Source organism: Oscillatoria sp. FACHB-1406 (assembly GCF_014698145.1).
Classification (GTDB): domain Bacteria; phylum Cyanobacteriota; class Cyanobacteriia; order Cyanobacteriales; family Spirulinaceae; genus FACHB-1406.
On record NZ_JACJSM010000039.1, the window covers coordinates 1 to 25,422 of the forward strand.

The 25,422-nt window shown below is 49.3% G+C and carries 26 protein-coding genes, 2 tRNA genes and 1 pseudogene; 8 read left to right on the forward strand and 21 right to left on the reverse strand.

Annotation, left to right across the window (positions count from 1 at the left end):
• Window positions 1-129: 129 nt before the first annotated feature.
• The 10 genes and pseudogenes from H6G50_RS23485 to H6G50_RS23530 form a co-directional block, all read right to left on the reverse strand.
• Window positions 130-297: pseudogene (locus H6G50_RS23485) on the reverse strand (DUF5615 family PIN-like protein); the annotation flags it as partial.
• 3 nt (window positions 298-300) lie between these two features.
• Window positions 301-630: a DUF433 domain-containing protein gene (locus H6G50_RS23490; RefSeq protein WP_190721986.1), complete on the reverse strand. Its 330-nt coding sequence runs from the start codon at window positions 628-630 to the stop codon at window positions 301-303.
• A 68-nt stretch (window positions 631-698) separates the two neighbouring features.
• Window positions 699-2,003 (reverse strand): S-layer homology domain-containing protein, encoded by a 1,305-nt coding sequence (locus H6G50_RS23495; protein WP_190721988.1) that lies wholly within the window; start codon window positions 2,001-2,003, stop codon window positions 699-701.
• 224 nt (window positions 2,004-2,227) lie between these two features.
• A complete protein-coding gene (locus H6G50_RS23500; RefSeq protein WP_190721990.1) occupies window positions 2,228-4,072 on the reverse strand; it encodes a serine/threonine-protein kinase in 1,845 nt (614 codons plus the stop codon).
• A gap of 79 nt (window positions 4,073-4,151) precedes the next feature.
• The gene (locus H6G50_RS23505) at window positions 4,152-5,015 is read right to left on the reverse strand and encodes a ChaN family lipoprotein (RefSeq protein ID WP_190721991.1); all 864 of its coding nucleotides are present in this window, start codon (window positions 5,013-5,015) and stop codon (window positions 4,152-4,154) included.
• A 309-nt stretch (window positions 5,016-5,324) separates the two neighbouring features.
• Window positions 5,325-5,828, reverse strand: coding sequence for a GNAT family N-acetyltransferase (locus H6G50_RS23510; protein ID WP_190721993.1), 504 nt, complete (start codon window positions 5,826-5,828; stop codon window positions 5,325-5,327).
• 11 nt (window positions 5,829-5,839) lie between these two features.
• Window positions 5,840-6,127 carry a DUF1778 domain-containing protein gene (locus tag H6G50_RS23515; RefSeq protein ID WP_190721995.1) on the reverse strand — a complete coding sequence of 96 codons (288 nt, stop codon included), beginning with the start codon at window positions 6,125-6,127 and terminating at the stop codon, window positions 5,840-5,842.
• Window positions 6,128-6,158: 31 nt separating this feature from the next.
• Window positions 6,159-6,800 (reverse strand): hypothetical protein, encoded by a 642-nt coding sequence (locus tag H6G50_RS23520; protein ID WP_190721997.1) that lies wholly within the window; start codon window positions 6,798-6,800, stop codon window positions 6,159-6,161.
• Between the two features lie 50 nt (window positions 6,801-6,850).
• Window positions 6,851-7,321: a hypothetical protein gene (locus H6G50_RS23525; RefSeq protein WP_190721998.1), complete on the reverse strand. Its 471-nt coding sequence runs from the start codon at window positions 7,319-7,321 to the stop codon at window positions 6,851-6,853.
• A gap of 382 nt (window positions 7,322-7,703) precedes the next feature.
• The gene (locus H6G50_RS23530; protein ID WP_190722007.1) at window positions 7,704-7,985 is read right to left on the reverse strand and encodes an HNH endonuclease; all 282 of its coding nucleotides are present in this window, start codon (window positions 7,983-7,985) and stop codon (window positions 7,704-7,706) included.
• Between the two features lie 173 nt (window positions 7,986-8,158).
• Between H6G50_RS23530 and H6G50_RS23535 the strand changes: the two genes are divergently transcribed.
• Window positions 8,159-8,791, forward strand: a complete 633-nt coding sequence (locus H6G50_RS23535) for a PEP-CTERM sorting domain-containing protein (RefSeq protein ID WP_190722015.1) — start codon at window positions 8,159-8,161, stop codon at window positions 8,789-8,791.
• Window positions 8,792-9,052: 261 nt separating this feature from the next.
• Here H6G50_RS23535 and H6G50_RS23540 read toward each other — a convergent pair whose 3' ends face one another.
• Window positions 9,053-9,490: an NADAR domain-containing protein gene (locus H6G50_RS23540; RefSeq protein WP_190722017.1), complete on the reverse strand. Its 438-nt coding sequence runs from the start codon at window positions 9,488-9,490 to the stop codon at window positions 9,053-9,055.
• A 591-nt stretch (window positions 9,491-10,081) separates the two neighbouring features.
• On the opposite strand from H6G50_RS23540, the gene H6G50_RS23545 reads away from it, so the two are divergent.
• On the forward strand, window positions 10,082-10,225 hold the full coding sequence (locus tag H6G50_RS23545; protein ID WP_190722019.1) for a hypothetical protein: 144 nt from the start codon (window positions 10,082-10,084) through the stop codon (window positions 10,223-10,225).
• Here the strand turns inward: H6G50_RS23545 and H6G50_RS23550 are convergent.
• Both H6G50_RS23550 and H6G50_RS23555 read right to left on the reverse strand, forming a co-directional pair.
• Window positions 10,219-10,737, reverse strand: coding sequence for a DUF937 domain-containing protein (locus H6G50_RS23550; protein WP_190722021.1), 519 nt, complete (start codon window positions 10,735-10,737; stop codon window positions 10,219-10,221). The two genes, H6G50_RS23545 and H6G50_RS23550, sit on opposite strands and share 7 nt — an antisense overlap.
• 91 nt (window positions 10,738-10,828) lie before the next feature.
• Window positions 10,829-11,185 carry a BMC domain-containing protein gene (locus tag H6G50_RS23555; protein WP_190722023.1) on the reverse strand — a complete coding sequence of 119 codons (357 nt, stop codon included), beginning with the start codon at window positions 11,183-11,185 and terminating at the stop codon, window positions 10,829-10,831.
• Window positions 11,186-11,396: 211 nt separating this feature from the next.
• Here H6G50_RS23555 and fabD point away from each other — a divergent pair, with 211 nt between their 5' ends.
• From fabD to H6G50_RS23570, 3 genes are read left to right on the forward strand one after another with little or no spacing between them, the layout of a single operon-like run.
• Window positions 11,397-12,284: an ACP S-malonyltransferase gene (gene fabD / locus H6G50_RS23560; RefSeq protein ID WP_190722025.1), complete on the forward strand. Its 888-nt coding sequence runs from the start codon at window positions 11,397-11,399 to the stop codon at window positions 12,282-12,284.
• 2 nt (window positions 12,285-12,286) lie between these two features.
• The gene (locus H6G50_RS23565; protein ID WP_190722027.1) at window positions 12,287-12,904 is read left to right on the forward strand and encodes a hypothetical protein; all 618 of its coding nucleotides are present in this window, start codon (window positions 12,287-12,289) and stop codon (window positions 12,902-12,904) included.
• Window positions 12,888-13,103 (forward strand): mechanosensitive ion channel domain-containing protein, encoded by a 216-nt coding sequence (locus tag H6G50_RS23570; RefSeq protein WP_242032964.1) that lies wholly within the window; start codon window positions 12,888-12,890, stop codon window positions 13,101-13,103. The genes H6G50_RS23565 and H6G50_RS23570 overlap by 17 nt, the downstream gene beginning before the upstream one ends.
• Here H6G50_RS23570 and H6G50_RS23575 read toward each other — a convergent pair.
• The 3 genes from H6G50_RS23575 to H6G50_RS23585 all read right to left on the reverse strand — a co-directional run bounded on the left by H6G50_RS23575 (window position 13,033) and on the right by H6G50_RS23585 (window position 15,314).
• Complete coding sequence (locus H6G50_RS23575) at window positions 13,033-13,779, reverse strand: DUF2382 domain-containing protein (protein ID WP_190722030.1); 747 nt, start codon at window positions 13,777-13,779, stop codon at window positions 13,033-13,035. The two genes, H6G50_RS23570 and H6G50_RS23575, sit on opposite strands and share 71 nt — an antisense overlap.
• Window positions 13,780-14,024: 245 nt before the next feature.
• A complete protein-coding gene (locus H6G50_RS23580; protein WP_190722032.1) occupies window positions 14,025-14,882 on the reverse strand; it encodes a DUF2382 domain-containing protein in 858 nt (285 codons plus the stop codon).
• A gap of 183 nt (window positions 14,883-15,065) precedes the next feature.
• Window positions 15,066-15,314, reverse strand: a complete 249-nt coding sequence (locus tag H6G50_RS23585) for a hypothetical protein (RefSeq protein ID WP_190722034.1) — start codon at window positions 15,312-15,314, stop codon at window positions 15,066-15,068.
• A 165-nt stretch (window positions 15,315-15,479) separates the two neighbouring features.
• On the opposite strand from H6G50_RS23585, the gene H6G50_RS23590 reads away from it, so the two are divergent.
• Entirely contained in the window at window positions 15,480-17,537 is a 2,058-nt protein-coding gene (locus H6G50_RS23590) for a flavin-dependent dehydrogenase (RefSeq protein ID WP_190722036.1), read from the forward strand.
• Between the two features lie 295 nt (window positions 17,538-17,832).
• Here the strand turns inward: H6G50_RS23590 and H6G50_RS23595 are convergent.
• From H6G50_RS23595 to H6G50_RS23610, 4 genes are all read right to left on the reverse strand, one after another.
• Window positions 17,833-17,904, reverse strand: a tRNA-Thr gene (locus H6G50_RS23595).
• Between the two features lie 53 nt (window positions 17,905-17,957).
• Window positions 17,958-18,042 (reverse strand) — tRNA-Tyr (locus H6G50_RS23600).
• Between the two features lie 126 nt (window positions 18,043-18,168).
• Entirely contained in the window at window positions 18,169-19,185 is a 1,017-nt protein-coding gene (locus H6G50_RS23605; protein WP_190722046.1) for a hemolysin family protein, read from the reverse strand.
• A gap of 206 nt (window positions 19,186-19,391) precedes the next feature.
• The gene (locus H6G50_RS23610) at window positions 19,392-19,532 is read right to left on the reverse strand and encodes a hypothetical protein (RefSeq protein WP_190722038.1); all 141 of its coding nucleotides are present in this window, start codon (window positions 19,530-19,532) and stop codon (window positions 19,392-19,394) included.
• 384 nt (window positions 19,533-19,916) lie between these two features.
• Between H6G50_RS23610 and H6G50_RS23615 the strand changes: the two genes are divergently transcribed.
• Window positions 19,917-21,668, forward strand: a complete 1,752-nt coding sequence (locus tag H6G50_RS23615) for a S8 family peptidase (RefSeq protein WP_190722040.1) — start codon at window positions 19,917-19,919, stop codon at window positions 21,666-21,668.
• Window positions 21,669-21,886: 218 nt separating this feature from the next.
• On the opposite strand, the gene sepF is transcribed toward H6G50_RS23615, so the two are convergent.
• Entirely contained in the window at window positions 21,887-22,810 is a 924-nt protein-coding gene (sepF, locus tag H6G50_RS23620) for a cell division protein SepF (protein WP_190722042.1), read from the reverse strand.
• Window positions 22,811-23,232: 422 nt separating this feature from the next.
• Here sepF and H6G50_RS23625 point away from each other — a divergent pair, with 422 nt between their 5' ends.
• Window positions 23,233-25,236, forward strand: coding sequence for an amylo-alpha-1,6-glucosidase (locus H6G50_RS23625; protein ID WP_190722044.1), 2,004 nt, complete (start codon window positions 23,233-23,235; stop codon window positions 25,234-25,236).
• Window positions 25,237-25,422: the final 186 nt, after the last annotated feature.

Here is a 25,422-nt window from a genome sequence, read left to right on the forward strand (position 1 = left end):
GGGGGAATTCATCTTTGAGTGGTCAATAAGCTACAGTGCCATGATTTCATTTTCCCTCATCAGGGGACTTGACTCCTACTCCCTCTCACCTGTCGCACAGAGCAACTACTTTTTGTCGTGCGGAATGTGGGTCACAACAGCACGATTGTCGCCGATCGCAAAAGCTAATACATCTTCATCGGGAATCCCCAAGTTAGCATTGCCAGCTTCCTGAACCGTCAAAACGTCATGTCCTATCTTTCGTAGCAGTTCGCTGACTGCCCTTGGAAATTGCTCGTCAGCATACAGGCGTGCCATTGACTAGGCTACCTCATTATTAGCGCGAATAGCTGCTGAAATTTCTTCGGAATGAGCATCGGCATAGGCCCAAGCATTGACAAGATCGGCAGCGGTAATATGAGGGTAGTCTTGCAAGAGTTGGGCTTCGCCAATCCCAAGCTGTTGCGCTTCGACTAATAGCCAAACAGCAATCCGGGTTCCAGCAATACAAGCTTCTCCGCCACAAACACCGGGCGTTTTACTGATTCCCTTTCCACTGATGCGAAGGGTTCGGGTTAAGTTTTGAACGAGTTCTGCTTTGTCGGAAAGCGATAGGGTGAGAAGCTGATGTTCGAGTTCTTGGCGAGACATAAAAACACCGAAGATTGGAAACTGCCTCTATTTTGGCACTTCGTTATTGTGCGCCGTCGAACTCGCGTTTATTGCGCTGGCGTTGAAGGCGCGGGCTGCGGTGAAGCACTTTCTGGTGTAGGCTGCGTCGAAGCGTCCGCAGGCGTAGACTGGGGCGCAGCCTTGAGTTGCAAAGCATCTTGCGCGGTTACGCCTTCTCCTTGGTAGCCGAAAAACCCGATCGCGGTGCCAGCTTCTGCACGGGAGACGGGTTTTTTCGGTTGTAGGAGAGTCGTAAACCCGAAAGCGCGTCGAATATTCGATTGTTCGTCGTTTTGATAGTCCGCAGCCAGCGCGCCAAACGCGATCGGGTTAATTTGTCCCGAATCTTTGAAGCCCCAAGTTTTTTGAACATTATCAAGGGTTCCTTTCGGTAAGGCTTGACGGGTATCGAGCGGAACTTTCCACAACACTAAATTTTCCCGCGTTAAAGGAGCATCGGGCTGAAAGAGTGTAGCGGAAGTATTGCCCGAGAGGGGCGATGGAATTAAGCCCGCTTCGGCTAATCCTTGGATGTAGGCAAAGTTAGGGTTGCTTTTCGGAACGTCTTTGAAGGCGGGTTGCGTTGGGTTGGGAATCAGACGAATTTGTTTGCCGGGATTGTTGGCATAAAGGGCATTGTTCGCCATTACCAACCAGCGGGCAAATTCGGCGCGGTTAATTGCTTTGTTGGGTTCAAATGCGCCGGTTGCGGGAATGACTCCTAATGCGGCTAAGTCGCGCAGGGTGTTCTGGGTGGGTGCGGGCAGCGTGGAAATATCGGTGAGGGCGACGTTGGCAACGTTGGTGGGGGTTGGCGATGTTACCGGCGAGGGCGTTGCGGTGCTTTCCCACAGATAGCTAAGCTCGAAGCTCGATCCTGGGGTTGAATCGGTTGGCAGTTTGTTGGGGATAGAGAGAACGATTTTGAGGTCTTTTTGACGGGCTGCAATCGTTTTGGGTGCGTTGGGGAGTGCTGGGGAGGGGGAGGGGGCGGAGAGAATTTCCCAGTTTTTGTCTTTTAATTCTCGCTCGTAGAAGGCAGCGATCGCTTCTCCCGAGTCGGGGGTTGTCCAGCGCGTCACCGTTCCGACTTCCGGCGAGGTTAACTCTGATTCGATTAACTCGGCGTTGGGATAGCGAGGAATCTCTGTCGGAAAATTAGCCGGAACTCGAGCGACGCTTTCTGTCGGCGTGGGCTGGGGGCTATTGGTAACGGTGGGAGTCGGACTGGGCTGTAATTTAGGATCGGGGGCAAACCAGCGTCCGAAGTTGGGGTTATTGGCGCACGCTGCAACGGAAAAGCCGAGACAGCTAATGAGGAAATAAAGGCAGATCGGGCGACCGGAGGCCATTGTAAAATTTGGGGGTGTTGCTAGGGATAGGTTCTTATTTCCTCTACTCTAACCGTTTTTGCAATCGTTCGAGTTCTTAAGCCTTGAATTCGAGCCGAATTTCTTAAAAGGTGAAGATTGCCATTAGGTTATCGTGGTAGGCGGCGGGGAGATTGTCGGTTCTTCGGTTTGGGCGATCGCGACTTTCTCTAAAATACGAAATCAGCGCGATCGCGTCCTCCCCTTTATTGAAATCGCCACAGTTTAATGGTTTTATCTTGAGAGGCAGTGGCAATTAGTTGCCCGTCGGGGCTGATAGCAACGCCGAGAACGCCCGCTTCATGTTCTTCTAGCGTTTGTAGCAAGCGTCCGCTTGCAGGATGCCAGAGTTTAACCGTATTGTCGCTGCTGGCGCTGAGAAGTAAGTTGCCTTCGCGGTTGAGGGCGATCGCGTTAATGGGGGCTTCGTGTCCGCTGAGAGTATGGACGATCGCGCCGTCCTGAAGCGACCAAATTTTCAGGGTTGCATCGATGCTACCACTGATGAGGAGTTGTCCGGTAGGACTGAAGATCAGGGCATTGGTACTCTTTTCGCGATCGCTGAGGGTTCGCAATTCCTTCCCCGTCGCTAAATTCCACAGTTTAATCGTACCGTCGGCGCTACCGCTGGCGAGAATGCCTTTAATATCGCCAGGATTTAGAGAAACAGAAAACGGCGCGATCGCAACACTATCAACATCCCCCTGATGTCCGTCAAACGTATCGAGCAACTCGCCATTGGCTAAGTTCCACAACTTAATCGTTTTGTCAGCACTGCCGCTAACGAGAAATTTACCATCGGGACTGATATCTAAAACGCTCACCCAACCGCTATGGGCGGTTAAGGTACGAATTTCGACTTCTTCTTGCCAAACCCGCAGCGTATAGTCCCAACTGCTGCTGATGAGGAGTTCGCCATCGGGACTGTAGGCGAGGGCGGCGACAATGCTATTGTGACCCGTGAGGGTTGCCGTCTGCTCGCCGCTGTCGAGATTCCAAAGCTTAATGGTGCGATCGGCGCTACTGCTGGCGAGGATGGATTCGTAAGGGTGAAACGCGATCGCGTGAACCGAGCTTAAATGTCCCGTCAGCGTGCCAACGCAACGCCAGCGCGGAGCGAGCGTCGCTTTCGAGCTTGGGGCAAATTCCGGAACCTTCAATATTGCTCCGGCGTGGAGATCGTGATAGACTTCGGCTGCCGATGAGTAGCGATCGCCCAATCCTTCCGCAATCATTTTATTGAGAATGCCCCGCAAGCGAGGGCTGAGCGGTTCTGTTAAGAAATCCCCCCAAACTGCACTCCCGTCCATACTGCTGTAGAACTCAAAAGGGTGAACCTGCGTTAGCAAATAGATGCAAGTCATCCCCAAACTGAAAAGATCGCTGGCGAAAACGGCTTTTCCGCGCAATTGTTCGGGTGCAGCATAAGCAGCGGAACCGAGCATCGTCCCGGTTTTTGCTAAATTCGTTTTTGTCGTTACCTTAGCGGTACTAAAATCGACCAAAAAAACGGGCGCGTTAGCAATAGGGAAATTGGGGCGCAGTAAGTTTTGCGGGTTAATATCGCGATGAATGACGTGGCGATCGTGGATGAATTGTAGAACGGGCAGAACGTGATGCAACAATTCGTAAGCCGCTGCTTCGTCGTATCTCCCCTCTTCGCCCACCGTCTGCCCCTCAATCCACTCCTGCACGAGGGCTGGCACTTGTCCCGGCGCGACTTCGGGTTCGATGTACGCGAGTAACTGCGGGATTTGAGGATGCCTGCCCAACTCCTGAAGTTTTAGCGCTTCTTTCAGAAAAATCTGTTGCGCCTTTTCGAGGCTGCTAATGCTGTGCTGGCGAAGATCGACTTGTTTGATGATGCAAGGATTTTTTTGCGGTTGTCCTTCATCAATCCCGCGAAAGGTTCTACCAATCCCCCCGGAACTGATGCGTTCGATCGCGCGGTAGCGATCGCCTAATAATAACCTCGTACCGCAAGCGGTACAAAATCTCTCGTGGGTATGATTTTGAGGTTGCGGACATTGGGGATTTAAGCAATAACTCATTCAATTAAAAATTAAAAATTAAAAATTAAAAACTTACTATCTTTCATTATCTATTATCTATTATCATATTGTCCATTATTCACGGCCAAGCGAAATCCGCCGGTTCGGTTTCGCCTTCGGGAAATTCTCCCAACCAAACCGAACGCTGCACGAAATAGCTCCCCTGCAAGCGGCGCTCGACGCGGCTGGGAATGCCGTCTCCATACTCAATATGACCTTTTCCGGCTAAGACAACAATTTGATAGTCGGGGCGATCTTGCCAAAATTGGGCGATGGTTTCAGCCATCGTTTCATCCCACAAAACTTGCACTAAAAAGAAGCGCTCAAAGCCTTTGCTGTTGCCATGTCCTGCTTCTAGATGCCGGTTGAATTCAACTTCGAGACGCTGGCGATAGGCGGCGTTATCCGTCCGAATTTCTGAGGCTGGAGGAATTTGCTGGCTTTCTTCGGGGCTTAAGCTTTCGAGTCCGCCTGCCGCGACTTTCCGAGCAATTTCACTCGGAACGTTTAAAGCCAGGACGGGCAGCTTGTGGGTTTTGGCATAGCGTAAAATTGGCGCATAAAATTCCCAATCGTAGCCCCAGCGATCGTCGTATTCTGTTTGTTGGCGCAGTTCGGCTTCGGTAATCTCACCAGCGAGATAGCGATCGATCGCGGTTTGAAACGGACGTTGGAACATTTCGAGCGCGATCGCAATCTTACTCTGATGTTGATGCAATGCTTGAAGAATTTGTAATTGCTTTTGATGGTCTTCCGGGTTATCGTGCGTTTCTCCTAAATAGATAATATTGGTCTGAATCAACTCGCTCAAAATCTTGCGATCGCTATTTAACATGATTTCGCTCGCAGGACTGACGTTTTCCGCTTTAACCGTTGACAATCCTCCCAACAAAACCAAGCTAACTGCAAGAATTGAAATTTTGTAAAATTGTAGGATTTTCATTAATAATTTCTTAAAAATCTTTTGTATCAAATAACTGCCTGAAAGTCAAGATATAGCGTTTTTTATATGGATGAGGTGCAAAAATTGAAATTAGATGGGTAGGGGCGAATGGCATTCGCCCGCACGGTGTACTAAAAAAGACATTGGGTAGACATTGGGTAGGGTGGGCAGCGCCCACCAGCTAAAACTGTTGTGTGTTAAAAAACGTAGATTCACGTTTCAAGGATATTGAGTAGGGTGGGCAGCGCCCACCAGCTAAGACTTTTGTGTGTCAAAAAACGTAGATTCACGTTTCAAGTAGCGCTATAACTAAAAAAGTTCTTCAATAGACTTCATCGGTAAATACAACTTCATCGGCTCCCGAACGAAGGAGATAAAACCGTATTTTCTATAAAAGCTCGCAGCTTTCTCATTCAAAGCATCGACAATGACAGCAAGAGAGGCAACCTGCTGACTCGCCTCTAAAGACTTTTTGAGGGCATCGATTAATAAGAGTTCGCCAAACCCTCTCCCTTTTTGGCGATTATCAACAGCAAGACGACCGAGTAGTGTTGCGGGTAATGCGGGGTAAGCGGGTAATCTTTTAGCAAGTTTTTCTTCTAAATCTGCGACATTGACCGTATACGAGGAGAGCGTATAGTAACCGAAAACATTCATCTCAGGCTCATCAACTAAAACAAAGACAGTCGAAACTCGCCTTTTGATATCCTGAGTGGCTTGCTTGCACAGATAGCTATCCAAACTCTCTTCTCCACAGCAAAAGTCAGAACGGATATGCCTTCGGCTATCGAGAAACTCAATCGCGAGAACCATTAAATTGAGATTTAAGTTGAGATGGTTTGTTTGTACCGTAAAGCAGCCGATTTTAAGGCGACTTTTGGCTTCGGAGGATTGAGAATTGCTTCAACAAAAGCGTTACTATCTTCAAGACTGAGCTTCAGAGTTTGGTGTTGCTCGATCGCTCTGCGGGCTTCTGCTAGCACGGCGGCAATCACAAAGTCTGTAAGCGTTCGTCCTTCTAAGTCAGCAGCTTTTTGCACGAGTGCCTTGGCTTCGCGATTTATCCGAACTTCTAGGCGCGCTGGCAATTTTGAATCCGTTGCATTGGTCATGGCGTTAGACCCATAAAATCAGACAGTCAATTCATAGTATACGGCAAATTGCCGTATGTAGATAGAGCGAGTTTCTCTCATTCGTACCGAAAGCTGCCCGACCCTCACAGACACTTGCATTACTCTGTAGGATGTCATGGATTGCGCGATCGAACAATAACTGCCTTTGCAGCTTGAAACTTTTGGGTTCTGCGGTACTTGTCGCTGCTATTACTCCCGGAGCCTGCGGCGTAGCTTTGGTTTCTGGAGCCTGGGGCGTGGCTTTTTTCGCCTCCTTCCCCTCTCCCAACACCTCAAAATTGACGTTAATCGGTGCATTGCCTCCCGTCTTCGGTTGTCCGCCCCAAATCACCACATCGGCGTTCTGCTTTTTCCCCTCCTCTCGCGCCGCTTCGCTGCCCTGCTGCGCCGTAATCGTGCGGTTGAGGACTTTTATTCTCGCATCGCTCATCTCCCCCATTGCCTGTTTGACGCTCTCGACAACAGCATCGGTGATGCGCTTGCTTTCCGCCTCAGAATCTCCCTCAAACCCCGCCACAAGAATCAACTGCTCTTTCTGTGCGGGTTTCTGCGGACACGCCGCCGCCAACGCAGGCAGATAGGAACAAATATTTTGATAAAAGGCGGTTCCGCCCAGTAGCAAACTGCCCAGCAGCAAAATCCTCCAAGCCAATTTCGTACCTTTATCCCCCTTACCCGATGACTTCTCGCGAGCAGGGGGTGCTACTTTCCCACCAGTTGGCGAACCGGCGGAAAAACGCGATGTAATAATCCTCTGGTGTCTAATTCGACTTCGTAGCCCAACAATCCCGGCAATAAAGGGAGCGTTGCTTTTAATTTGCCGCTGGCGGGGGTTCCCGGTTTCTGTAACTCGGCTAAAATCTGCCGCAAAATTTGCATCGCCTCGTTGGGATAGATGGCTTCCGCTTCCACTGCCTCTACTTCCTGGGCGATAGCGGTGATGGTGGTTTGGGCTTCGACTTCCGGAACCTTTAGCGAACGAGCTTCTGTTCTCAATTGCTCCCAATACTCTCGCTTGAACTTTTGAATTTCCTTCTTTCTATCCCGAATTTTTTGCTGGATGCGAGTTTTGTCGTCATCCGGCGCGCGAAGGAAGGCTTTTTCTTGACCGCTTAACTGTTCGTAGAGATCGGTGAGAAGTTCTTGCAGGGAAATGAGGCGATCGCTAACCATAAAGGAATTTAGAGGAATGAGACACTACTACATCGACAAGGTTAAAATTGGGGGTAACGTAATTCCTAAACCTTTTGCTAAGTCTTGATTTCAGCGATCTCTTTTCCCCTCGAATTAAGCTTGTCGATGTACTACTTTTATCCAGTTTTATCCCACATTTTTGGGATATTCAAGCTCTTTCAGTTTGCTGTCGGCGATCGCTTGCAACCAGTCAGGCGCATCCAACCCATCAGCAAAACCCACCTCATACCAATTCCTAGCCCTGATGCACTAAATTTTATCTGTAGGGGCATTGCACTGCAATGCCCTAATTGGTGCGAATAGTGCAAAATCAATGAGAACTGGTATCAGTTAAGCCGATTGACCGGAAAACCAACATTTTTCAAGTTTGACGATGAACCCGGACTCGTTTTGCTCCATCCTGTTTGCCCATCCAAACAAGAAACTTCCGCATTTTCGGTTCGCTCCTCAATTTCTCCAACGTATTCAACTCTTGCGCGAGATATTTGTTATCAAAAAAAGCATGAATCTGACGGTGACAAGCCGAGCAAATGTTAACCGTTGAACCGGGATTTGCTTGTTTGCGTTTTGCGGCTTGTTTGGGGATGAGGTGATGCGCGGTTAAACGTTCTACCTCTCGCTGACACAATTCGCACTGTTTCATCGGAAATTGGGTTGAATAACGATAAAGTTGTATCAAAACTAATTTACACTTCTTTACAAAACCTTGGCAAGATTTGGGATATTTGTTTTACTCGGATCTACAAGCTTAAGTGTTTTTTCTACTAAAGCGCTCAACTGTTTCCTGTCAAGTTTTTACTTTATCTAAAAAATTCAATGCCTACCGCAACCTTACCTAATCTAATTCTAACTGCTGCTGGAACGACATTAATGACATTAGTCGCAACAACATCGGCACAAGCTACTAATTTCGTAGGTGATAGCATTAGTATTTCGGGTCTCACAACAGTTGCCGCAAATCAGTCTCCTGTAACAACGACAGTTACCAATCCCGGCGTAGAGTTTAATAACACGATTCCTTACGCAGGGAATACAGTTACAGATGTTCTAGACTTTTTTAATGGCGGTTTTACTTACACCATCTCTCAGGGTTTGCCACGTAATATCTTTTTTTTAAACGATGTATTGACAATTGCTGGCATCGATTCCGTTGACAATCCTTTGCGTCGTATCATTACTAACGTTACTCTTCTTGACGGACCTGCTAACTATATTAACAGTATACTCTTTAATGATAGTGTTGGTTTGGATTCTGGAAGTATTAGCGTAAGTTTTACTGACTTTCTATGGGTTCCAACAACACCCATAACTTGGCGTTTTGGGATTGAAACAGCCGAACTACCCAATCCAACTTCTGTCCCCGAACCCACTTCTGTACTCGGCTTACTGGCTATCAGTGCAATAAGTATGGGTGCTGTTCTCAAACAAAAGAAAGAAGGGAAATGCTAAGTGGAATAGCGAAACTAAGCACATTGGTGTTAACTTAAGCTTAACCCCCGCTCACCTATCTTGTCTTGGGTTTGCAACCAAAGGCTAATAACTTAAGTCATCTAATAAGTCATTTGAATGGCACTGATTTAAGGCTGGTGGGCGCTGCCCACCCTACGAAATTATCTGTAGAGACGTTGTATACAACATCTCTACTCTTCTTAACAAAAAAGTTTATAAATAATATGCTGGGTTTGAATTTTTTAGGCTCTCCGAACTACCTTAGAGTTCCTTCCGAACTGCCATTAATGTTATGCCAAGTTTATTTTTACCGCTGCCATCTTTTCCGCAGCCCCAGTAATAATCATTTGGGGCATTTTCTACCAGCAATTCATCCCCCGTATTCAAAAGAATTTCGCGCAAATCGCTATGACTCTTAAACTTCGTTAAAACTGCCCTGTACATAATTTCATCTTTGACTTGCTCCCAGTCTTTACGAAGCGGATGTTCTCTATTTCTGCCCATTGTTGCAGCTTCACGAGGCGTAGCAATGCCGTGAATTTTATCGAACCAGGCGCGGTCTGTTTCAACAAACTTTTGGGCTTGAAAGTAGTGTTCGCTCGTCGTCCACCACAGTCCATCTAATTCAAAACCGTGCCGGGAAAAATTAGAAAAACAGCCGTAGGGCGTTTCGCGGGTGCTGTAAAAGTAAATCGTCACAGTTGTCCTGCAATTACGATTGCGCGTACTGCTTTATACTGACCTAAAAAGCGCGCGAGTTTCCAGAGCGTTTGTGCTTTCTCAGTTACTAGGGGGACTCCGCTGGTGAGTTGTTACACACTCTTTAAAAGATGGCTACTTACAGGCCAACTTCCCAGGTTTTTCGCACTCCCCGTTCTCAAGCACCTGCTGCATGGCAGCATCACCGTTCCTCTCGTACTCAGTATGTATGCTCTTGGAAGTAAGGGCGCGCTCAGTCAGTTGTGCAGTCGGTACGCGCAGTTTACAAATTAAGTTTGATGTGAATTATCCAAAAGCATTAACTGCCCTCACCCCCGCCCCTCTCCCAAAATTGGGAGAGGGGAGAAAGAACAGTAAAATGGGATTTTCGGCTTCTAATCCACATTAGGCGTAAATTAAGTCTTACCCTCATTGTAGCACGAGTATTACAGATAGCTTGCAATTTGGGAAAAAATTCGATCGCTTTTATAGGAGTGGGGACGTTATACCAATTCTCAGTTACGATGCACTAAATTTTTCGTCGTAGGGGCATAACATCGTTATGCCCTCTTGGGGAATCGTGCAAAATCAATGAGAATTGGTATTAAATTTAACGTCCCTACTGTACGCTGTGGAACTAATGCACCGAAGTCTTGGCTGATGGGCGCTCCCACCCTACCCAATATCCTAACCGAGTTGCGTAGCGCTTGTTTGGCGTTGGAAAGAAGTTATTGAATGTAGCGCGAAGCCATCTGCATGGCATCCATTAAATCAACATCGCCGTCGCCGTCGCGGTCTAGAAATCCGGAAAGAACGGGGTTATTAGCACCTTGGGAACCTTGAACGTTTCCGCTTTTCAGTAAACCTAATACTAAAGGAATTAAAGTCGGCAAAAAGGATTGAATAACGCGCGGGTCTAAGCCCGTGCGATTGGCAACCTCTTGTATCATTGCTTGAAGCTGAGGCGCGCTAAATAGCAGATCGAGGATTTGATTATTGGGCTGCATTCCGCCGAACTGATTGACCAATTGTTGGGCTTGATATTCGCCTTCGTTGGTGCGTTTTTCTTGGAGGCTAGAGCGAACGTGCTTGCCGACAATTCCGACGACAGATTGCATGGTATCCGGACTGGTTCCCGACGCAGTGCTTAACTGTTGTACGGCATTGAAAAGTCCGGTTAGTTGACTGGAATTTGCTTCTTGGTCGGGGTTATCCAGGGCGTTGAGAAGGGTATTGAATAAGCTCATAAGTTAAGTTCGTGTAAGGTTTAGTTTGGCAAACCGGGCTTAGGAGAAAACCCTCAAATTGCCCGGTTGGGAGTGCGCTTTGAGTATTGTTTTAGCGATCGCCGCCCGGTAGGGGGCCGAGCATTCTGGGGCCGTTCACAGATTCGCGGTAAACTTCAACTTTTTCGTTGTATTCAATGGGCAAAACAGCAACGACATTCTCATGAGGTCTGGGAATAATCACCCAGGATTCTAAGGTCGCACCGTAAGCGTTTTCAACGGCAGCAATTCCGGCATCCATCGCCGCTTTCACTTCGGAAACATCCCCCCGAATGTTGACGGTAAAACGAGCGCTTCCGACTCGGATGTAACCCACCAATGTAACGCGCCCTGCTTTGACCATCGCGTCTGCTGCTGCAAGGATGCCGGGAAACCCTTTGGTTTCCAGCGCTCCAACTGCCTGTGGCATAGCCTGTACTCCTTAATCCGTAACTATGTATTGGACGTATTTGACGAGCGTCTGATTACAACGCAACCTCAATTGTACGGCCCTATGCAGCAATTGTACGGGACGATATGGCTGAATTAATGTGATACTGTGGAGAGTTGATGTTCGCTCTCCTCTCTTCACCTCCCTTATCAAAGTAAGCTCGAAGAATTTTAAAGAATCAAAAGTTGCAATGACAAAAACAGTTTGGTTATTTCCCGGACAAGGTTCGCAAGCCGTCGGGATGGGTGCAGATCTCAAAGATTTACCGGCGGCGCAGGCTAAGTTGGCGCGGGCGGACGAGATTCTGGGTTGGTCGGTTCTCGATGTTTGTCGGGGAGAGGAAAGTCAGTTGGCGCGCACGCTGTACACTCAACCTTGTTTGTACGCGATCGCGTCGATTTTAGTTGATGCTTTAGCCGAAGGCAACCTCAAACCCGATTTTGTCGCCGGTCACAGTTTGGGCGAGTACGTGGCGCTGTATGCGGCGGGTGTCTTCGATTTTGAGTCGGGATTGCGCTTGGTTAAGCGCCGCGCTGAGTTGATGGATACGGCGGAAGGCGGGAAAATGGTCGCGCTGCTGGGGTTCGATCGCGAAAAACTTCAAGATTTTATTGACAAAACCGATGGTGTTGTGCTAGCAAACGATAACAGCGATGGGCAAGCGGTGATTTCAGGAACCCCAGAAGCAGTAGATGCAGTGGTTGCAAGCGTCAAAACAAAAAAAGCGGTCGCTTTAAACGTTTCGGGCGCGTTTCACTCCCCCCTCATGGCGGAAGCGGCGCAGGAGTTTGCCGCCCTCCTAGAACCCATTCCCTTTAACGATGCTGCCATTCCCGTCCTTTCCAACGTCGATCCCACCCCTTGTACCGAGGGCGCGCAACTCAAAGAACGCCTGGTGAAGCAAATGACGGGTTCGGTACGCTGGCGGGAAATCATGGCAAAGTTGCCGGAATTGGGCGTAGAAAAAGCAGTCGAAATCGGCCCCGGACAAGTCCTAGCAGGCTTGCTCAAACGCGGCTACAGCGCGATCGCGCGCGAAAATATTTCCAGTGCGTCAGACGTGGCAAAGGTGCTATAGACTTGAGCTTTTTCGATCGCGTTCGGGAAAAGACAACTCGGTGGCTCGCAGCCCCGAGCGGAAAGACTTTTACTGGCATTGACTCAGAATCTCCTGGCGAGCATCCTCTCGAGGAGCTCCCCTCAGAACAAGCGCAACGCATTCGCGATCGACTCGAAAGCCTCCCGCTCCCCAACGCCCTTTTAAAGGACGAAATCGCAACCATCGACGATGCAATTGCGCGGTGGCGCTCAAAACCTCACCGCCATTGCAACGCTCTAGCGATTCTCGGAAATTCCGTAGAAGCGATCGCGCACATCGTCGGTACGGGGCTAGAAGAACAACAGCGCGAAGCCAGCCTTTCGATGCGAATCTTGCAGTGGAGCGAACGTCCGTTAGATCTCCACGCGATCGAGAACCGACTCGTGACTCAACTCGGACGCGGATTGCCCCTCAGCGCAGAACGCGCCCCCGAAATCGTCCTCATCCCCAACCTCAGTTGGTGTTTTCTTCGCAGCGCCGACGGACTTGACGGAATTGAATATCTGTGGCGCGCGATCGCGTTCGCTGGCGATCGCTTTGGGATTTGCATTCAAAGACTATGTAAGCTCGGTCATTGCTGGTTTGTTAGCCCTCTTTGAAGCGCCCTATCGCGTGGGCGATCGCGTCAAAATTAAAGACTATTACGGCGAAGTTGTCGGCTATGGTTTGCGGGGAATTCGCTTGCAAACGCCCGATGATAATCTCGTATTGAAAGTTAGCGCGATCGCTAATGCAACATCTCTTTGTATTTTTGTTGCGCTTCGGGACTATCGACAACCAGTTCGACTCGCACTCTAACGTTACCATTGTGTTGATATCGCGCGATCGCGGCTAGCGCTTCTGCGGCAGCTTGGGGGGAACTAAACTCTGCACTGACCGGATAGTGTCCGTCTCTTACCACACCCAGACTTTCATCAAGACCGGCGATTTCTTCTCGACCGAGTTCGATTTCAGCTAAACGTTGAGTCTCAGAACCGACTCGCTCGATAATTAATTTTTCCGATCGCAGGGGAACTTCCACAATGCGAGTTTCAACTTCTTTACGAACCACAACTTCGCCAATCTTTTGGCGATGGCGCTTGACGACTAATCGCTCTTCAAGCAGGGAAATATTATGCTTTTCATCTACTCTCGGCGTTGTCGCGGGTGCAGTAACATCTTCCTCTGTTTTTTTAGAGTAAGGCGGCAAACCTTCAATCTCGGTATGAGACAGCTTAACATACAGCGCTTTTTGACTCGGCTCGACCGTTTGAATATATTGACCGGGCAACCAGACTAATGAAGAATCCCCCGTAGCATCTGCCGAACGCGAAACGGCTAAATAGAGATGGCGATTGCGATCGACCACAACTTCCTCAACTCGACCGACGACTAAATCTTGCGGGGTAAGGACGCGGTAGCCGACTAAATTCTGCTTTAAAGCATCAGGCAAATCAGTTGGGCTGCGATCGGATTCAATTTCGTAAGGATTCATGCTGGATTTTCTCCTAATACGTTCCAAAAATCGAGAGCTAGCAAGGATTAACGTAATTGATTAATAATTCGTAATTCTTGGTTCAATTTTTCATGGTTTATCTGTTACAAAAGAGTACAGGCAGAGCCTTTCAACAAACTCTACCCGTACTTAAATACTTAAGATTCTAAAATCTTAACCGAGCGATCGAGTAACCGAAGCTTGCCTTCAGGAAAGGCAGAATTCCAACGATTAGAGACTAACAATTAGGGATGGATATCGCCATCAACGATGGGATTTCCATGAGAGTCAATGTTCAGTCGTTCGCGGCGAATCGTTTCTTCCGCGTCTACGGTGGAGCGATCGACTTCCTTGCGAATTTCGACTTCTTCGCGCACGAAAGCTTGCTTTTCTACATTAGCCGTTTCTTCGTAGACTTCCATACGAGCAACTTCACCTTCATCAAACGTTGCTGTACCCGGTGCAACCGCTTCGGTACTGTTCGGAGTCGTGCGTTGAATAACGATGCGTTCTTTCTCAACCGGAACAGACACGCGAGCCGTTTCGGTTTCTACGGTTTTACCGACTGCGACTTCTCCCGTTTTTTGGCGGTCTTTATTCGCAACTAAGCGTTCTTCATAAAGTTTAAGTCTTTGGTGACTTTCCTCGTTCAAATCATAGAGTGAGGGATCGTTATCGTAACGATAATTATCGCGCGTATAGCCAGCGCTAGAGGTTCCTGCGACAGCAGCAGTTGAAGCGGTTGTTGCGGGACGGTAAGTGTCGCGAACTTTCTCTTCGTAGTCGTAATCAACGACCATATCTGTCCGATATTCTGGGAGATGCTCGGCTTGGTCTTTGGTTAACCCTAAAACATAAATCCTATGATTTGCATAATCTACACGCGCCCGTCCAATCGGCAATAAGACTTGCTTTCCAAAGAACCAGAACCCGGTATCAATGACTAGGTAACGTAAGTGACCCGTTTCATCAACTAAAATATCGTGAACGTCACCGATTTTTTCTTCGCCGTCACTGTAAACGCTATAACCTTTAATATCTTCACCGTCAAAAATACGGTCTTTATAGTCGGGATATAGTTCGCTAATAGTTGTTAGAGGCATTGTTATAAATATCCTTGTCGTAATCTAACTTCTCTAGATTATTCGGATTTATGAAATGATGAATCTTTCTGGTGAAGTAAAAAGCAATCTTAGTCTATCCTTCTTAAGAGAGAGGAAAGATATTATTGAACTTTTCACTTGATATTCAGTAGCAAGCGATAAAAGTGGACGGGCGATTTGGTATCATTTGGTCTGTTTCTCCGGCCAATTCACCCAAGTTCGAGCGACTAGCTCGCTGAGCCAGCGGCGCTGTTCTCCATTGAGTACGCCCGAATCAAGCAGGATTTCTGCTTTTAAGTCTTCTAAGCTTTGTCCCTGCTCGCGGGCAATTTGAATGGTTCCCGCGATCGCGGTGGCGATTAACTCTTCGTTAACTGGCTCTTGGCGAAGAGCCATCAGTTCGTCTGGGCTGGTAGGGATGCGATAATTCATAGCGGTGAGGATAACTAAACTGTGATTTTGCAGCAACCCGCGCAAAATGTAAACTTTTGTAAAAAAATCTAATTTTTATGTAACCCGAAGTTTAACCCACAGCAGACGCGGGGACTGTAAAGAGACGATTAAGATCGTAGATTTGCCAAATAAAAAACTGTAAAGATGAAAGAACTCCTTTATCTCGAAATACCTACGCCAGACACCGAAGCCGTTCGCGACTGGCTCCACCACGCGCAGATTGCCGAGGGTTTGGCGGCAACCCCCACACCAGATGGAGTGCGTCTGGCTGCATTCTCCAATCCTTCAATCGCAGCCGCCTCGATTTCGGAAAACGAACTCTCAATTTTCACTTGGTCGGTGCAACGGACGACTTATCTAAAAGTCTTTCGCTGGGGAAGTCAGGAACTTGCCGGAGAACGACAAGTTCTTAAGCGCTTGGTTCGGGAAATCCGATCGCAGTTTCCCCCTCATTATCCGGATCCGTCCGCGATCGATCTCGCGCAACAATCTATCTTCGAGGCGCTGACCCCACATTACCCAAAAACCGTCCATTTTTTCCAGAAAATGCCGCAGGGCGAGTACGATCTCAACCGCGTGTATTGGTGGGAAAAGCGCTGGCGCGAGAGCGTTCGCAATCCCCAGCAACCGCAGCAAGTCGTGTTTGACAGTGCGGCGACGGGCAAGGCAGCGGACTACGACCTCATCTATCTCGGCGGCGCTTTAGGCGCAATTCACGCAGCAGTGATGGCGCAGTTAGGCTGGAAAGTTTTGCTGGTCGAGCGTTTGCCTTTCGGACGTATGAACCGAGAGTGGAATATCTCTCGCGCTGAATTTCAAAGTTTAATCGATCTGGGGTTATTTTCTGCAACAGAGTTTGAAAGTTTGATCGCCCGAGAATATCGCGACGGTTTTAATAAATTTTTTGACGGCAACAATCCGCCGCATTTGAAAGCGAAGATTTTGCACACGCCGACTGTATTGAATATCGCGATCGATTCCGAGCAATTGCTGTTATTGTGCGGTGAAAAATTAAAACGGGCGGGCGGTGAAATCTGGGACGAAACTGAGTTTATTCGCGCCGATCTTGCCCCCGATGGAGTAACGGTGCAATTGCGGGAACTGCCCACGGGAACAGCGAAACAAGCGAGCGGTCGTTTGTTGGTCGATGCAATGGGAACCGCCTCGCCTATTGCGTGGCAGCGCAACGGCGGGCGGACGTTCGATAGTGTTTGTCCGACGGTCGGGGCTATTGTTAGCGGTATCGACGAACAGGTATGGGACTCGAATTACGGCGACGTTCTTAATTCTCATGGGGATACGTCTCGAGGGCGACAGTTGATTTGGGAATTATTTCCGGCGGCGGGAGATGATTTGACGATTTATCTGTTTCACTACCATCAGGTTCACCCCGATAATCCCGGCTCTTTATTAGAGATGTACGAAGATTTCTTTACAATTCTGCCGGAGTATCGCCACTGCGAGATGGAAGCGCTGGAGTGGAAAAAAGCGACTTTCGGCTATATTCCCGGACATTTTAGCGTCGGCAGCCGCGATCGCGCTATTGCCCGCGATCGACTCATTTCCATCGGCGATGCCGCATCCTTGCAATCGCCCCTTGTCTTTACCGGATTCGGTTCCCTAGTCCGCAACCTCTCTCGCCTTACTACCCTCCTCAACGTTGCTTTGAAGCATGATTTACTCGCCGCCGAACACCTCGAGCAAATCCGCGCTTACCAAAGCAACCTTGCTGTAACTTGGCTATTTTCTAAAGGGATGATGGTTCCCACCGGGCAAATCTTACCTCCGGAACGCGTGAATGCGATGCTCAATACCTTTTTTGGGTTACTCGCTAACGAACCCCCTGAAGTTGCCGATACGTTTATTAAAGATCGCTTTGATTGGCTGACGTTCAACCGCCTCGCCTTCAAGGCAGCAAGGATGAATCCTCGCTTGGTTCCTTGGATTTGGCAGCAGGCGGGTGCGAAGGATTTCTTGCGCTGGCTGGGGAGTTATTTCGCCTTTGCCTTGGACTCGTTGATTGCTTTTCTTTTCGCTTGGTTGCCGGATATTTTACCGCGCTGGCAACCGTGGCTGGAAAAGAATAATCCCGCCTTATGGCTGCGTTTGTTGAGTTTTAGTTATAGCATTACCGCCGGTTTGGGGCAGCGCTATCGCAGTGGGGTAAAAGTGGACAGTCCGCCGTTGCCGGTTCGCGTTTAAGGCGCTTCGTACAGAATCCGAGTTCGGGTTAAGGGTTGTCTTATTGCTCCTTTTTCTGACGAAGAAATTCAGAAGGCGGCAAAAGAGAGCATTGGGCTTTACTGCCTATCTCGAACTCGGGTTATCGGGCTTTGTCAGTAAGTGGCGGTTTTAACGCAATTCTGGGACAATTAGAGTTAGCAGGTTAGGCAATAGAAGCCGCTGTCAAGATGACATTTAATTTGTCAAGATGACACTAATTTGACAACGATGACAAATAATTTGTCAATCGACAGAAACCCTTACTATAGCTTAAAGCCCGTGACGAGGATTGAACTCGTGACCTCACCCTTACCAAGGGTGTGCTCTACCACTGAGCCACACGGGCGGCTTGATATTTTGATGTGCGGATTGCGGAGAAATCCAGCACTAGATTTTTTGTGGTGGGCCGAGCTGGATTTGAACCAGCGTAGGCGTAGCCAGTGGATTTACAGTCCACCCCCATTAACCGCTCGGGCATCGACCCTTATTTAATTCCACGGTTTACTATATTAGCAGAGGTTTAAACAAATTACTACTCTTTGTGAAAAAAAAATCGAGAAGCAAAGGGCCACAAGCCCAAACTGCCTGCTAGGATTGAGTTTGAGCTTTCTCAGTCGGGGGTTGGGGGAGCGTGGATAGTACGATGGCGCGGAAAGTCGCTTTCGTCGTAAATTTCCCCAACGAGTTCTTCGAGGATATCTTCGAGGGTGACTAAACCCACGGTTCCCCCGTATTCGTCAACCGCGATCGCGATATGAACCCGCTGCTGTAACATCTCTTTGAGCAAATCGGCGACGCGCTTCGTTTCAGGGACGTAAAATGGCGCATCCATTGCAGCAATAACGGGAGTATGACCGCCCGATGATACGGCTGCGCTGTAGCGCAAGGCTTCCTTGAGGTGAACGATACCGACAATTTTATCTTTCGATTCGCCTTGAACGGGAATGCGGGAGTAGCCGGTTGCCAAACACAGTTCGACGACATCTTGCAAGCTAGCTTCGTGGGAGATGGTGCGCATTTCGATGCGCGGTTTGACCACATCTTTGGCCATTAGGCGATCGAGCATTAAAGCTTTGTTCAGCATTTGGTGCTTGTAGATATCTAAAGTTCCCTTGCTGCCGAGAATCTCAATAGTTAGCTGAAGGTCGTTGAGTGTCGTACTTTGGGGGGCATTCTTGCCGTGTTGTTTGTGGAACAAGCGAATCATTTTTTGGGTAATCGTTTCAATCGCGCTGATAATGCCAAACCACGATAAGAAACGCGACAGCCAAAAAATCGGGCGTACCACGACTTTAAAAATCGGCATGACATTACTGATTGCTAAAGATTTCGGCGAAATTTCCCCAAAAATTAGCACCAATATTGTAATAATGGCGGTGGCAATCCCTAGCCCTGCATTGCCCAGCCAAAGAGCAAATAAGTTACTGGTGAGAACGGTTGAAAAGTTATTGACTAAGTTATTCCCGATTAAAAGTGTGGTAATAAATCGGGCGCGATTTTGTAAGACCAGTCGAAAAATCCCGCTGGGATCGCCTTGCTGCTTAATCAGTCCTCGCAGCTTGAGGTCATCCATTGCGGTAATTGCTGTTTCCGAGCCTGAAAAGCAAGCTGACAAAACGAGCATCATGACAATAACGGCGACATCGAGCCAAATCGAACCGAGGAGAGGTTGGAGTTCGGTGGCAGCGACCAATCGAGGGACTTGAAGGAAGTCGAGCGAATTATAGATGCCTGACACAAAAAAAATTTGTTAACGAAAGAATTGAAAGTTAAAGAAAGCAACGGACTGGTAGAGCCGTTGCTTTCTCAAATCGAACGAGTTCGGCTTCCCGTCTAGGGAACGGCGTAGGCAGTAGAGACAGCCCAAACCAAGAGTAAAGCAATGCTCCCAAAGACTAAAACCGATGAAATGGCGATGACGATAGGCTTATCGGCATTCTTGAATTTCATGATTCCGCGATCGAGGTCTGACATAGCCAATTCGTCCTTGTTTATTCGGTAATCTTCAGCAAAACTTTATCTTCTAGATTCCGATGAATCCGGCGTTTTGCCATCCCTATTTTACCGAAAAAAATAAAACGTCAGAACAGTTTGCTTAGGTTTGGGGTCGATCGCGCGCTGCGTCGGGGGCAAATCTCGTTAAGTTCCAGAAAGACCCATTAGCGATCGCGCCCATTCCTTAACAAAAAGTAAACACACCTCAAACCAATCAAGACAGCGCCTAGCCGTTAAGCCTACTGCTACATCCCGCGATCGATGCGCTATCGTGGTAGACAACGATCGCGCGGCTATTTGGCGAACGTGTCCCACTCCTGTTTTTGAGGTTCCCTCGAAAACAGGGAACACTAGAGAAATGCGATGAAGAAACTGTTGCTCTTTGGTCTATTTGTTGTCGGGCTGTGGTTTGCTTTAGCGAACTTCAAAGGCTTAGCAGCCACAGGTCAGTTCGACTCGATTATCCTAGACTTTCGCGAAGATGTTCCGGTACAAATCGAGCGGGAATTAGCCGCGATCGCACAACAATATCATGTTAACCCTCGCATCAATAGCGAATTCTCCCAAACCGACCATATCTACATTGTCAAAGGCGACAAACAAACGCTCCAATCCCTCCGTCACTCAGAACTCAAAGACGTTACCGAATACATCGAACCCAACTACCTTTACAGCGCGCTCACGCCGCCTAACGACCCCGATTACAGCAAGCAATGGAACTTGCACAACATCAACGTCGAACAAGCTTGGGATGAAACCAAAGGCGCGGGCGTAACCGTTGCGGTTATCGATACCGGCGTAACCCAAGTTCCCGACCTCAAACAAACCAAGTTCGTTAAAGGCTATGATTTTGTTAGCGATCGCGTCGAAGCTACCGATGATGTCGGCCACGGAACCCACGTCGCCGGAACCATCGCCCAATCTACCAACAACGGTTTTGGTGTAGCCGGTATTGCCTACGAAGCTAAAATCATGCCCATTAAAGTCCTCGGACAAGGCGGCGGAACCGTTGCCGATATTGCCGAGGGTATTCGCTTCGCTGCCGATAACGGCGCGCAAGTCATCAATATGAGCTTGGGCGGTCCGGGGGAAAGTAGCCTGCTCGAAGAGGCGATTAAATACGCTTACAACAAAGGTACGGTTATTATTGCCGCTGCGGGGAACGAAAACCGTAACTCTGCCTCCTACCCCGCGCGCTATCCCAACGTTCTCAGCGTTTCCGCCCTCGATGCAGCCGGAAACAAAGCCCCTTACTCCAACTTCGGTGCGGGCGTAGATATTGCCGCTCCCGGCGGGAGCGAAGATGCAAAAATCGTTCAACATACCATCGATCCCAGCACCGGCGAACCCGCTTTTCTCGGGTTTCAAGGAACGAGTATGGCTGCACCCCACGTCGCGGGTGTTGCGGCTTTGATTAAAGCCTCCGGGGAATATAGTCCTGAAGAGGTTTACAACATCCTGCAACAATCTTCGCGCAAAATTCAAGAAGACCCCCTCAATCACTTCGGTGCGGGGCAACTCGATGCAGGTGCAGCCGTCCAACTCGCCCTCAAAGGTCAAATCACCTTTAAAGATTTCTTCCGCTGGCTGCGAGACAATGGCTACCTCAATCTGCGTTTTTGGTTCGATGGTGGCGTAGTTGCCCTCGCTCCCAAAATTATTATGGTGCTAGGGTCTTATCTGCTCGCCTTTCTGATGCGTAACTATTTCCCGTTTGCGTGGAGTTGGTCGCTGTTTAGCGGCTTAGTGGCGGGGAGTTCGGGTTTATTTTTCTTGCGCGGCTTCTATATTTTCGACCTTCCCCAATGGCCTTTCCGCGTTCTCGGCAGTTCGATTCCGGAGTTGGGCAATGCCGTCCAGGGCGGAATTTCACTCAATCCGCTGTTTGCGAGCGTTTTGATTCCGGCGGGTTTAGTCTTGCTGTTGCTGGGGCATCCCGTGGCGAAATGGTTCGCGATTGGCACGGCGCTAGGCGTTGCTTCCTGTTTGGGCGTGTATGCGGTTGTGTCGCCTGCGGTTTGGGGTTTGGGAACGGGCTGGCTGGCGAGTGCGTTCTTAGGGGTTAATGCGCTGTTATGTTTCGGTTTGGCGCGGTTGGCAGCGAAGCCTGCGTAGGTTCGAGCCTCTGAGTTGACACTCCCCGCTCTCTCATAGACGGGGATTCTTGGTTCACCGCTTCGACAAGCTCAGCGACCACGAGACCACTTAGAGTAGATACCTTGCCGTGTCTACTCGCCTAGGTGGGACTCTCCCCAAGCGACTTCGGGTATGCTCTACCCTAGTTAAATTACTTCAAGTTCTTTCGATTGTAATTACGAATTACGAATTATCAATTACGAATTACTTTGACTGATCTGGGTGCAACTCGGCACGAATACAAATAGGGCTTCTGCAATTTTGATTTGATCGCCGTCGAGGGCGTAAGTTCCGCCGACCAGAAAATCAAGCGCGCGCTGTCCTTCTTCGCGCCCGAAGTGTGTCATTTTTAAAACGACAGATTTGCGCGATCGCAAGGCTTCGATAACGGATTCCATCTCTTCTAAGGAGTGGGGTTCGAGAATGCACAATTCGGAATCCGTGCTGTCAAAAGGAGTATAGCTAGAAAGGCGATCGCGGGTAACATCCGGAGTGCTTCGGACAGCACGTTCTGGCTCGAAGTAAGGCGGTTGAAATTTTTCAAAACGAAGGGCAGTTTGTTGCCAAGAACGAGACGGACTGACGGGCGTTTCAACAGCCGCCGCGCGAGAACGCAAAGGCGTGGCTTGTACGGCGGGGACTGGGTTCACAGCAAAGTGAATGGGGTTACTTGCCCAACTTCTGAAATCGGGGGCAATGCGTCTCAATTTTTGTAAGATCGATTCGTTAACCCAAAGCACCAAGGGAAAATTAAATTTCCGAGCAAACTCGTTACGCGCGAGATTCGTCGCTCTGAGGATGGTGTCGAGGTTGAGGGTAGACTCTAATCCCGATACTAATAAGCCTTCTGGTGGAGTTTGCAAAGACTGTTCGATTGTGGCGAGCAGCGTATTAGCAGAGCGCGGTACAGTGAGTTCCCAGAGTGCCATTCCCGTTAAATCGAGCAATTGGCTGGCGATTTCTTGCCGCAAACTCGAACTTTCGCAGCAGGCTAAAATCAGCGAAAATTGACCTTGCGAAAGGGAGATTGCCCGCGCGAGTTGTTTGAGCGCGAGGGAATTATCGGGGGTGGGGCTTGCCGTTTCGAGGGCGAGCGGCGTTCGCTGGGATGAATAAGCCATTGCGATCGAAAGTAATATCTAAGTTGAGGGCGCGATCGGTGTTGGGTATTGTTAAGTTGAGGGTTTATCCGGGTACGCCTGAGAACGCTGGGAACTTCGCCTCAATTTTCGCTTATTTTTGCCGGGAGGCTGAACGAGTGAAAATGATTCTGCGATCGCGCGCTACGGAACCGAAATAGCGATGCACTCCCTCCTCTTTACTCTATCATTTACAATCGCGGGTTAATTAGAGAGAAAAACCCGCGAACTCCTACTCTACCCTTGAGAGGGAGAAATTTACACAGAAAGTTTACCGAGAGTTCGATCGCGAAAATTAAAAGATCGGAATTTCTTCAAACTCTAGCTTAGAATAGCGCTACGGAAATGAGAGAGAGCCAGAAAAGACGCGATCGCCAAAGCTCCGAAAGTGAGGGAAAGACGAGATGACCATTCAGTTTGGCAGAGAAATTTGCGGCAACTTAGAGATTGCAGACTCGCGAGAATGGCTGGTAACAAATGGCATCGGCGGTTATGCTTCGGGAACGATTTCAGGAATCACGACGCGGCGCTATCACGGCTTGTTAGTTGCTGCCCTCAAACCGCCGTTAGGACGCACGCTATTGCTGGCGAAACTGGATGAGATGGTGTGTTACAACCAAAATTATTATCCCCTCTACGCCAATCGCTGGCACGACGAAGCGATCGCACCTCAAGGATATCGCGAGATCGAAAGTTTTGCCCTCGAAGGCTCTATTCCCGTTTGGACGTTCGCCTGCGCCGACGCGCTACTGGAAAAACGGATTTGGATGCAGCAAGGGGAAAATACCACTTACATTCGCTATACCGTAACCCGTGCCAGTCAGCCGCTCGCCCTCAGTTTAAAAGCGTTGGTTAACTACCGCGACTATCACAGTCAAACCCAAGGCGGCGATTGGAAAATGCAGGTAGATGCGGCAGAAAATCGGTTGAGCGTGATGGCGTTTGAAGGGGCAACGCCATTTTATCTGTTTGCTGAGATGGAGTCAGGAGCAAGCGTACCTCATTGGAGGGCAGTGCATGAATGGTATATCGGTTTTGACTTAATTCGGGAGCGGGAACGCGGTTTGCCAGATCGCGAAGATCGGCTCCACGCGGGCGATGTGGATGTAATGCTGGCGGCGGGCGATTCCCTGACGATTGTTGGTAGTACCTCCGCTCAACGCCCGATTGCTGGCGCGATTGCCCTAGAAAAACAACAAAGTTGCGATCGCGATTTGCTCCAACGTTGGCGCGTCGTTTCTCCCTCTCCTTCTGCCCCGGATTGGGTCGAACAGTTGGTTCTTGCTGCCAACCAGTTTATCGTCGAGCGCGCCCTGCCGGAAGAACCAAACGGCAAAACCGTTATCGCGGGCTATCATTGGTTCGGCGATTGGGGGCGGGATACAATGATTAGTCTGCCCGGTTTGACGTTAACTACGGGACGTGCAGAGATTGCCCGCACGATTTTGCTGACTTTTGCCCGTTACTGCAATGGCGGAATGTTGCCCAATGTCTTCCCGGAAGCGGGGGAAACGCCACACTATAATACCGTAGATGCGGCTTTGTGGTATGTGGAAGCGGTGCGCGCTTACTGGGCGGCAACGCAGGATAAAACTGCCCTCGAGCAACTGTTTCCCGCCGTTGCTGAGATTATTGCTGGCTACCGCGACGGCACGCGCTATCGCATTCATCTCGATTCCGGCGACGGCTTAATTTATGCGGGTGAAGCGGGCGTGCAACTGACTTGGATGGATGCGAAGGTGGGCGATTGGGTGGTTACGCCGCGCATCGGCAAACCCGTTGAGATTAACGCGCTTTGGTACAATGCTTTGGGTGCGATCGCAAGCTTTGCCCGCGAACTCAATCAACCCGCCGACGAGTACGAACGTCTTGCCCAACAAACCCGCAAAGGCTTTCAACGCTTCTGGAACCCCGACCTCGGTTACTGCTACGATGTCCTCGATACGCCCCAAGGTAATGATGCGTCCCTGCGTCCCAATCAAATTTTTGCCGTCTCCTTACCCGAAATCGGAACGACCTTATTAGGGCATACACAAAACGAAGCGATTGTCAAAATTGTCGCCCAACATTTATTAACTTCCCACGGACTGCGCTCCCTCTCACCCCAAGACCCTCATTATGCCGGATTTTACGGCGGCGAGCGCGTGCAGCGAGACGGAACTTACCATCAAGGAACGACTTGGGGCTGGTTGTTGGGGCCGTTTGTACGCGCTCACCTGCGAGTATACAACAATCCGCAAGCCGCGCGCGCCTTCCTCGCACCAATGGCACACCACCTCCAAGATGCTTGCGTTGGCAGTTTGAGCGAAATCTTTGACGGCAACGCACCGATGAGTCCTCGCGGTGCGGTAGCGCAAGCTTGGACGGTGGCGGAAGTGTTGCGGATGTGGGAATATTTGGGGCTTTAGTGAATAATTGACAATTGGTAATGGGCGAATGGCGCTGAAATAAGAGTTGAAAAATCGCCTGTAGAGACGTTGACTTGCAACGTCTCTACTACATTGACAAGCTTAAAACCGTGGGTAAAGATGATGGAGTTTAACCCGAGCATCTTCCGTTGTAAATTGCCATTTTACCACGGATTTCTCCCGATT

Bases quoted from the DNA above. Each gene is read 5' to 3' on its own strand.
- H6G50_RS23490 (WP_190721986.1), bottom strand. From the start codon at position 630: ATGTCTCGCCAAGAACTCGAACATCAGCTTCTCACCCTATCGCTTTCC.
- H6G50_RS23495 (WP_190721988.1), bottom strand. From the start codon at position 2,003: ATGGCCTCCGGTCGCCCGATCTGCCTTTATTTCCTCATTAGCTGTCTC.
- H6G50_RS23500 (WP_190721990.1), bottom strand. From the start codon at position 4,072: ATGAGTTATTGCTTAAATCCCCAATGTCCGCAACCTCAAAATCATACC.
- H6G50_RS23505 (WP_190721991.1), bottom strand. From the start codon at position 5,015: ATGAAAATCCTACAATTTTACAAAATTTCAATTCTTGCAGTTAGCTTG.
- H6G50_RS23510 (WP_190721993.1), bottom strand. From the start codon at position 5,828: ATGGTTCTCGCGATTGAGTTTCTCGATAGCCGAAGGCATATCCGTTCT.
- H6G50_RS23515 (WP_190721995.1), bottom strand. From the start codon at position 6,127: ATGACCAATGCAACGGATTCAAAATTGCCAGCGCGCCTAGAAGTTCGG.
- H6G50_RS23525 (WP_190721998.1), bottom strand. From the start codon at position 7,321: ATGGTTAGCGATCGCCTCATTTCCCTGCAAGAACTTCTCACCGATCTC.
- H6G50_RS23530 (WP_190722007.1), bottom strand. From the start codon at position 7,985: ATGAAACAGTGCGAATTGTGTCAGCGAGAGGTAGAACGTTTAACCGCG.
- H6G50_RS23535 (WP_190722015.1), top strand. From the start codon at position 8,159: ATGCCTACCGCAACCTTACCTAATCTAATTCTAACTGCTGCTGGAACG.
- H6G50_RS23545 (WP_190722019.1), top strand. From the start codon at position 10,082: ATGAGAATTGGTATTAAATTTAACGTCCCTACTGTACGCTGTGGAACT.
- H6G50_RS23550 (WP_190722021.1), bottom strand. From the start codon at position 10,737: ATGAGCTTATTCAATACCCTTCTCAACGCCCTGGATAACCCCGACCAA.
- H6G50_RS23555 (WP_190722023.1), bottom strand. From the start codon at position 11,185: ATGCCACAGGCAGTTGGAGCGCTGGAAACCAAAGGGTTTCCCGGCATC.
- fabD (WP_190722025.1), top strand. From the start codon at position 11,397: ATGACAAAAACAGTTTGGTTATTTCCCGGACAAGGTTCGCAAGCCGTC.
- H6G50_RS23575 (WP_190722030.1), bottom strand. From the start codon at position 13,779: ATGAATCCTTACGAAATTGAATCCGATCGCAGCCCAACTGATTTGCCT.
- H6G50_RS23580 (WP_190722032.1), bottom strand. From the start codon at position 14,882: ATGCCTCTAACAACTATTAGCGAACTATATCCCGACTATAAAGACCGT.
- H6G50_RS23585 (WP_190722034.1), bottom strand. From the start codon at position 15,314: ATGAATTATCGCATCCCTACCAGCCCAGACGAACTGATGGCTCTTCGC.
- H6G50_RS23590 (WP_190722036.1), top strand. From the start codon at position 15,480: ATGAAAGAACTCCTTTATCTCGAAATACCTACGCCAGACACCGAAGCC.
- H6G50_RS23605 (WP_190722046.1), bottom strand. From the start codon at position 19,185: ATGATGCTCGTTTTGTCAGCTTGCTTTTCAGGCTCGGAAACAGCAATT.
- H6G50_RS23610 (WP_190722038.1), bottom strand. From the start codon at position 19,532: ATGTCAGACCTCGATCGCGGAATCATGAAATTCAAGAATGCCGATAAG.
- H6G50_RS23615 (WP_190722040.1), top strand. From the start codon at position 19,917: ATGAAGAAACTGTTGCTCTTTGGTCTATTTGTTGTCGGGCTGTGGTTT.
- sepF (WP_190722042.1), bottom strand. From the start codon at position 22,810: ATGGCTTATTCATCCCAGCGAACGCCGCTCGCCCTCGAAACGGCAAGC.
- H6G50_RS23625 (WP_190722044.1), top strand. From the start codon at position 23,233: ATGACCATTCAGTTTGGCAGAGAAATTTGCGGCAACTTAGAGATTGCA.